Origin of the sequence: Klebsiella sp. NPDC088457 (genome assembly GCF_044900465.1) — a bacterium.
In the GTDB taxonomy this organism is placed as follows: domain Bacteria; phylum Pseudomonadota; class Gammaproteobacteria; order Enterobacterales; family Enterobacteriaceae; genus Klebsiella.
In genome coordinates this window covers 68,337-75,492 of the sequence record NZ_JBJDNH010000027.1, presented here as the reverse complement: position 1 = coordinate 75,492, position 7,156 = coordinate 68,337, and the positions used below count along the sequence as shown (strand labels likewise).

The following is a 7,156-nucleotide window of genomic DNA, read 5'->3' as shown; positions in this document are numbered from 1 at the left end:
ACGGCCATAAGCATCTGGCAGGCCGGTCAGTACGCCTGATTTACGGCAGTTCAGGATGTCTTTGGTGTAAACATCAAACACGCCCTGGTTATGCGTTTTACGGTATTCAGTGAAGATTTTTTTCAGCATCGGGTCCAGCTCGCGATCGTACGCTTTGCAGGAACCTTCAACCATTTTGATACCACCGAACGGGATGATTGCACGTTTCAGCGGCGCTTCAGTCTGCAGACCCACGATTTTCTCAAGTGCTTTTTCGATGTAGCCAGCGTCATGAGAAGTGATGGTGGAGGCAAGGGAAGTGTCAAAATCAACAGGCGCGTGAGTGCGGTTTTCCTGTTTAACACCTTCCATTACGTTGTCCCACAGCTTGGTGGTCGCCTCAGTTGCGCCAGCCAGGAAGGACTCGTCACCTTCGTACGGGGTATAGTTTTTCTGGATAAAGTCACGGACGTTGACTTCGTTCTGCCAGTCACCTTTCGCGAAACCTTCCCAGGCTGTGGCTAACTTTTCATTAAGCTCGGACATGTAACACCTACCTTCTTAAGTGGATTTTTTATTTACTGCCTGAAACGGCCCTTAGTGATGGTCGTCGCCACGCAGGTAAATGACCCAGTATGTCAACCCAACCAGCAGACCACCGCCGATAATGTTCCCGATAGTGACCGGGATCAGGTTATCAGTGATGAAGTTCATAACGGTCAGGTGAGAGAAATTTTCCGGAGTGGAACCGATAGCGGTCCAGAATTCCGGGCTTGCAAAGTCACGGATTACGATCCCCATCGGGATCATAAACATGTTAGCGATACTGTGCTCAAAACCGCTGGCAACAAACATGGCCACGGGTAAAACCATAATCATGGCTTTGTCCATCAGGCTGCGGCCGGAGTAGCTCATCCACACCGCCAGACAGACCATCAGGTTTGCCAGGATCCCCAGGCACACGGCTTCAATAAAAGTATGGTGCATTTTGTGGTCAGCGGTTTGCAGGACGTTGAGGCCCCAACCGCCGTTGGCGGCCATATACTCGCCAGACAACCACATCAGTAAGACAAACAGCAAAGCGCCTATCAGGTTACCAACATAGACGTTGAGCCAGTTTCGCGCCAGTTGACCCCAGGTAATTCGCCCGCTGGCTTTCGCCACGACGATCAGAACGGTCGAGGTAAACAGGTCTGCACCGCAAATGACGCAAAGAATCAGGCCGAGTGAAAAGCAGATCCCTCCGATCAGCTTGGCAATACCGAAAGGCATCGCGGCAGTACCGGTCGTTGCAGTGATATAGAAGACAAAAGCGATGGAAATGAAAACACCAGCGGTAATCGCCAGATAAAATGTCTTCATCGGGTGCTTTGTCGCTTTATAGATACCTGCTTCTTCGGCAACTTTCGCCATGGCAGCAGGGAGTAAAAGATCAAAAGGGTTGTCAGCTTTCACACTAACTCTCTCTTTATATAAGTTGGCGGTGAGATACTAACAAAGCATTATAGAAGGGAAATTGATGTAGATCATATCCCACCGGAACTATAGGCCCTGTCAATGTATGGTTTTCATTTTTTTCATGGTTAACTTTATGTTTTTTATGATGAAAATAAATTTTAAAATTTACAACTTATGTTGATTTTTTTCATTTCTGCGCGCAAATGACGGTTAATTAAAATGGGGTATTTTTATTAAAATTAACAACCATAAAGTGCTGCGTAAATTTTTTTTACGCGAAATTAACTTTGCAACTACAAATAAGGCGGGGCGGTGCGTAAGGATAAAAAAACGGAGCCGTAATCGGCCCCGCTGGTAGAGTGCTCAACCGCGAAAGGCGGTCTTATTTTGCCCAGAATGCGGCTTTTGCACGCTGCAGTTTTTCATAAGCTTTCAGCAAGGACTGGTGAGCCGGGAAAGCGTGCAGATCGCTATCGACCGCCTGCAGACCGTAGAACGGCGCTTCACCGCTCAGCGCGGCGTTGGCGGCTTCTACCGCATCGGCACCGTACATACGGACAAAGGCATTCAGGTACTGTAACGGTTCGCGTTCTTCTTCCTGGCTCAGTAACAACAGCGTCTGCAGGCAGCGGTAGTAGTTCGCGCGTTCTGCACTGAAGATTGAGGCATTGAATTCAATGGTCCATTCTGTCCAGATCAGCGCCTGTTCCAGATCGCCGCCTGCCAGCGCCAGCATCGCCTTCAGCTCACCAATGCGCAGCGTATACCAGCCGTTGTCTTTGCCCGTCGCCAGACCCAGCAGTTCGCGCACGCGGGTAAAATCGTCATTACCTTCATCGTCGAGCTGTTCAATCAGCGCGAGATAATCTTCTTTCTCCCACTCACTGCCCGGCAGGGAAAGCAGGGTTTCGCGCAAATGGCTGCCCATGCTGTTATTCGCCAGCCACAGATCTTCTGCCGGATAAATGTCAGACATCCCCGGAACGATGATGCGGCAAGCGTAGACGCTCAGGTGCTCGTAGTCAGCGATGTAAACTTCTTTATCTTCTTGTTTGAAGATGGCCATCAGGGTCGCGAACTCTTCTTCCGTCGTACCGGAGAAGTTCCAGTCGACGAACGGGTAGTCGGCATCCTGCTTGAACATATCCCAGGAGATTAAACCGCTGGAGTCAATAAAGTGGGTTTCAAGGTTGGCATGCTCGGCGACCTCTTCATCATCGAAGGTCGGCGGCGTGAAGACATCGAGATCTTTCAGGCTGCGGCCTTGCAGCAGCTCGGTGACGGTACGTTCCAGCGCGACGCCGAAATCCGGGTGGGCGCCGAAGGAGGCGAAGCAGGTCCCGTTCGTCGGGTTAAACAGCACCACGCAGATCACCGGGTATTTGCCGCCCAGCGAGCCATCGTAGGCAAAAATCGGGAAACCCTCCGCTTCCAGCTTATTGATGGACTCCACCACGCCCGGGTAGCGCGCCATCACCTCAGCCGGGATTTCCGGCAGGCTGATGCTTTCAGCGATAATGCGGTTTTTAATGTGACGCTCAAAAACTTCCGACAGGCCCTGAACACGCGCTTCATTCGGGGTATTACCCGCAGACATGCCGTTAGATACATACAGGTTGCCGACGATATTCATCGGAATATAGACGGTTTCGCCATCGGACTGACGGGTGAACGGCAGGCCGCAAACCCCGCGCTCATCGTTACCTGATTGCAGATCTACCAGCATGCTGGCGGTCAGCTGATCGTCAGGATCGTAGAATGCGCGCAGGCGCGGATCCAGCAGGCCCTCCGGCACGTCGTCGTTTTCAGTCAGCGGGAACCATTTTTCGTTCGGGTAGTGAACGAACGGCCCGTTGGCGATCGTTTCGCCCAGCCAGAAGTCGGCGAAGAAATAGTTGGTGGACAGACGTTCGAAGTATTCGCCCAGAGCAGAGGCCAGCGCCGCTTTTTTGGTCGCGCCTTTACCGTTGGTGAAGCACAGCGAACACTCTTTATCGCGGATATGTACTGACCACACGTGGGGTACCGGGTTCAGCCATGAGGCCTCTTCAATATCAAATCCGAGGTCGAGCAACTTCTGCTGGAAGCGAGCGATGGAGTCTTCCAGGGCGGCGTCTTTGCCGGGAATAAACGTTTGAGTCATGGCGATCACTTTTATCGTACGTAAAGCGCGCAATGATACGGCTTTTAGATGACCGGCGCTATCTCCATCGTCTGGCTATCCTTACTGACACCCGATAACTGTTCAGGCGTTAACCATGAAGGCATTTGATTGGCATCGTATGGCGTTGGATAAAGTGCCAGTGGATTTTTTGGCTGAGGTGGCGCTGCGCAGCGTGTACACCTTTGTACTGGTCTTTATTTTTCTTAAAATCACCGGCCGACGCGGTGTGCGGCAGATGTCGCTGTTTGAAGTTCTCATTATTCTGACCCTCGGTTCCGCGGCGGGCGATGTCGCTTTTTATGATGATGTCCCGATGCTGCCGGTGCTGGTGGTCTTTGTCACCCTGGCGCTGCTTTACCGGCTGATTATGTGGCTGATGGGCAAAAGCGAGAAGCTGGAGGACTTACTGGAGGGCAAACCGATCGCGGTCATCGAACAGGGTGAACTGGCCTGGGAAAAATTACAGGCGGAAAACATGACCGAATTCGAGTTTTTTATGGAGCTGCGGGTCAACGGTGTTGAACAGCTGGGTCAGGTCAGGTTGGCTATTCTGGAAACGAACGGACAAATTAGTCTCTACTACTATCCTGATCGAGACGTTAAAGCCGGCCTGTCCATTTTACCTCCGCCGCACAACGCGAGCTTCGCCACCATTCCGCGCGACGATGAATATGCCTGCGTACGTTGTAGCGCAGTTCTTAGGCTACGCGCCGGGGATAAACAATTATGTCCGCGCTGCGCAAATGCAGAATGGTCGCGGGCCAGCCGGGCGAAAAGAGTCACCTGACAGCAATTATGTCGGTTTTATGACGTCAAGCTGGTAGATTCTTTTGTGTGACGGCGGCCGCATTTCGTGGCCGCTTAGTTTTACTCGTTGCGGTGTGTGTCACTGAATGATAAAACCGATAGCCACAGGAATAACTTATGCTCGCGATGGTTCGCGGGCAGACAACATAGCAACGTGGTGAGGGGAAATGGCTCAGGTCTATAACTTTAGTTCGGGCCCGGCAATGCTGCCGGCGGAAGTTCTCAAACTGGCACAGCAGGAATTGTGTGACTGGCATGGTCTGGGGACGTCGGTCATGGAAATCAGTCACCGTGGCAAAGAGTTTATCCAGGTGGCCGAGGCGGCAGAACAGGATTTTCGCGATCTGCTCAATATCCCTTCCAACTACAAAGTTTTATTCTGCCACGGCGGCGGTCGCGGTCAGTTCGCGGGCGTTCCGCTGAACCTGCTGGGTGATAAAACCACCGCAGACTACGTCGATGCGGGTTACTGGGCGGCAAGCGCGGTTAAAGAAGCGAAAAAATACTGTTCGCCCAATACCATCGACGCCAAAGTGACGGTTGATGGCCTGCGGGCGGTCAAACCGATGAGCGAGTGGCAGCTGACCCCTGGCGCGGCGTATCTGCACTATTGCCCGAATGAAACCATCGACGGTATTGCGATTGATGAAACGCCGAATTTTGCTGACGACGTGATTGTTGCGGCCGATTTCTCCTCCACCATTCTTTCTGCGCCGATCGATGTCAGCCGTTACGGTGTTATCTATGCCGGCGCGCAGAAAAACATTGGTCCGGCGGGCCTGACGCTGGTCATCGTACGCGAAGATCTGCTGGGTAAAGCCAACGTCGCCTGTCCGTCAATCCTTGACTACACCGTGCTGGATGCCAACGACTCGATGTTTAACACCCCGCCGACGTTTGCCTGGTACCTGGCGGGCCTGGTGTTCAAATGGCTGAAAGAGCAGGGCGGGGTGGCCGCAATGGACCAGATCAACCAGCAAAAAGCCGATCTGCTCTATGGCGTTATCGATCGCAGCAGCTTCTATCGTAACGACGTGGCGGCGGCCAACCGTTCCCGTATGAACGTGCCGTTCCAGCTGGCCGACAGCGCGCTGGATAAACTGTTCTTTGAAGAGTCCTTCGCCGCGGGCCTGCACGCGCTGAAAGGCCACCGGGTGGTTGGCGGTATGCGTGCCTCTATCTATAACGCGATGCCGCTGGCGGGCGTGAAGGCGCTGACCGACTTTATGCAGGACTTTGAACGTCGTCACGGCTAATCACGGTCTTGCTTTTCATCCCCGCAGCTGGCCTGCGGGGTTTTTATTCTGTTTGTTTGAGAGTTGAGTTTGATGGAATCCCTGACGTTACAACCCATTGCGCGAGTCGATGGCACCGTGAACCTGCCTGGGTCAAAAAGTGTCTCTAACCGCGCTTTGCTGCTGGCGGCATTAGCCCGTGGCACTACGGTGCTGACCAATCTGCTGGACAGCGACGATGTACGCCATATGCTGAATGCCCTGAGCGCCCTGGGAGTTCATTATGCCCTGTCAGCCGATCGTACCCGCTGTGAAGTGACCGGCAACGCTGGTCCGCTGCGGGCCGGTAGCGCGCTGGAGCTGTTCCTCGGTAACGCCGGGACCGCGATGCGTCCGCTGGCGGCCGCGCTGTGCCTGGGAAGCAACGATATCGTGCTGACCGGCGAGCCGCGGATGAAAGAGCGCCCGATTGGTCATCTGGTCGATGCTCTACGTCAGGGCGGCGCGCAAATTGATTATCTGGAGCAGGAAAACTATCCGCCTCTGCGCCTGCGCGGTGGTTTTGCCGGCGGCCAGGTTGAAGTGGACGGCAGCGTCTCCAGCCAGTTCCTGACCGCGTTGCTGATGGCCGCGCCTCTGGCGCCGCAGGATACTACGATCGCCATTAAAGGCGATCTGGTTTCCAAACCGTATATTGATATCACCCTGCATCTGATGAAAACCTTTGGGGTTGAGGTCGAGAACCAGGCTTATCAGCGTTTTGTCATCAGCGGCAATCAGCAGTACCAGTCGCCGGGCGATTATCTGGTGGAAGGCGATGCCTCTTCGGCTTCCTATTTCCTCGCCGCCGGGGCGATCAAAGGCGGTACCGTAAAAGTGACCGGCATCGGTCGCAATAGCGTGCAGGGCGATATCCGCTTTGCCGACGTGCTGGAAAATATGGGGGCCACCGTCACCTGGGGTGAAGACTATATTGCCTGCACTCGCGGTGAGCTGAATGCGATTGATATGGATATGAACCATATCCCGGATGCGGCGATGACCATCGCTACCGCGGCGCTGTTTGCGAAGGGGACCACCACCTTACGTAACATCTATAACTGGCGCGTCAAAGAGACCGACCGTCTGTTTGCGATGGCGACCGAACTGCGTAAAGTGGGCGCCGAAGTGGAAGAGGGTGAGGATTATATCCGCATCACGCCGCCGCTCGAACTGCAGTTTGCCGAGATTGGCACCTATAACGATCATCGCATGGCGATGTGCTTCTCGCTGGTGGCGCTGTCCGATACGCCGGTGACCATTCTCGATCCAAAGTGCACGGCGAAAACCTTCCCGGATTACTTCGAGCAGCTGGCGCGGATCAGTACGCTGGCTTAACGTTCGCCGACGCAAAAAAGTAAAACATTGTCATCTCCCGGGCTGATGTTCCATCGGCCCGCTATAATTGCGCAATTCTTCTGCATTACATTTCTGGTAGTCCGTAATTTGCAAGCAATGCTCACTTTCCGGCGTA

The 7,156-nt window shown here is 53.7% G+C and carries 6 protein-coding genes; 3 read left to right on the top strand and 3 right to left on the bottom strand.

The genetic code is table 11. The features are described from left to right. The 3 genes from ACI2JR_RS17785 to ycaO all read right to left on the bottom strand — a co-directional run. Positions 1-525, bottom strand: a 525-nt coding sequence (locus ACI2JR_RS17785; protein ID WP_462479125.1) for a pyruvate formate lyase family protein, incomplete at its 3' end; no start/stop codon positions are given. A gap of 51 nt (positions 526-576) precedes the next feature. Then, positions 577-1,434 (bottom strand): formate transporter FocA, encoded by an 858-nt coding sequence (gene focA, locus ACI2JR_RS17780; protein WP_132727558.1) that lies wholly within the window; start codon positions 1,432-1,434, stop codon positions 577-579. A gap of 385 nt (positions 1,435-1,819) precedes the next feature. Next, positions 1,820-3,580 carry a 30S ribosomal protein S12 methylthiotransferase accessory factor YcaO gene (ycaO, locus tag ACI2JR_RS17775; RefSeq protein WP_462479124.1) on the bottom strand — a complete coding sequence of 587 codons (1,761 nt, stop codon included), beginning with the start codon at positions 3,578-3,580 and terminating at the stop codon, positions 1,820-1,822. Positions 3,581-3,695: 115 nt separating this feature from the next. Between ycaO and ACI2JR_RS17770 the strand changes: the two genes are divergently transcribed. From ACI2JR_RS17770 to aroA, 3 genes are all read left to right on the top strand, one after another. Further along, the gene (locus ACI2JR_RS17770) at positions 3,696-4,388 is read left to right on the top strand and encodes a DUF421 domain-containing protein (protein ID WP_132727553.1); all 693 of its coding nucleotides are present in this window, start codon (positions 3,696-3,698) and stop codon (positions 4,386-4,388) included. Positions 4,389-4,575: 187 nt separating this feature from the next. After that, positions 4,576-5,664 (top strand): 3-phosphoserine/phosphohydroxythreonine transaminase, encoded by a 1,089-nt coding sequence (gene serC, locus ACI2JR_RS17765; protein WP_462479123.1) that lies wholly within the window; start codon positions 4,576-4,578, stop codon positions 5,662-5,664. Between the two features lie 72 nt (positions 5,665-5,736). After that, entirely contained in the window at positions 5,737-7,020 is a 1,284-nt protein-coding gene (gene aroA / locus ACI2JR_RS17760; RefSeq protein ID WP_462479122.1) for a 3-phosphoshikimate 1-carboxyvinyltransferase, read from the top strand. Positions 7,021-7,156: the final 136 nt, after the last annotated feature.

Coding starts and splice junctions, on each gene's coding strand:
- ACI2JR_RS17770 (WP_132727553.1), top strand. CDS start 3,696: ATGAAGGCATTTGATTGGCATCGTATGGCGTTGGATAAAGTGCCAGTG.
- aroA (WP_462479122.1), top strand. CDS start 5,737: ATGGAATCCCTGACGTTACAACCCATTGCGCGAGTCGATGGCACCGTG.
- serC (WP_462479123.1), top strand. CDS start 4,576: ATGGCTCAGGTCTATAACTTTAGTTCGGGCCCGGCAATGCTGCCGGCG.
- ycaO (WP_462479124.1), bottom strand. CDS start 3,580: ATGACTCAAACGTTTATTCCCGGCAAAGACGCCGCCCTGGAAGACTCC.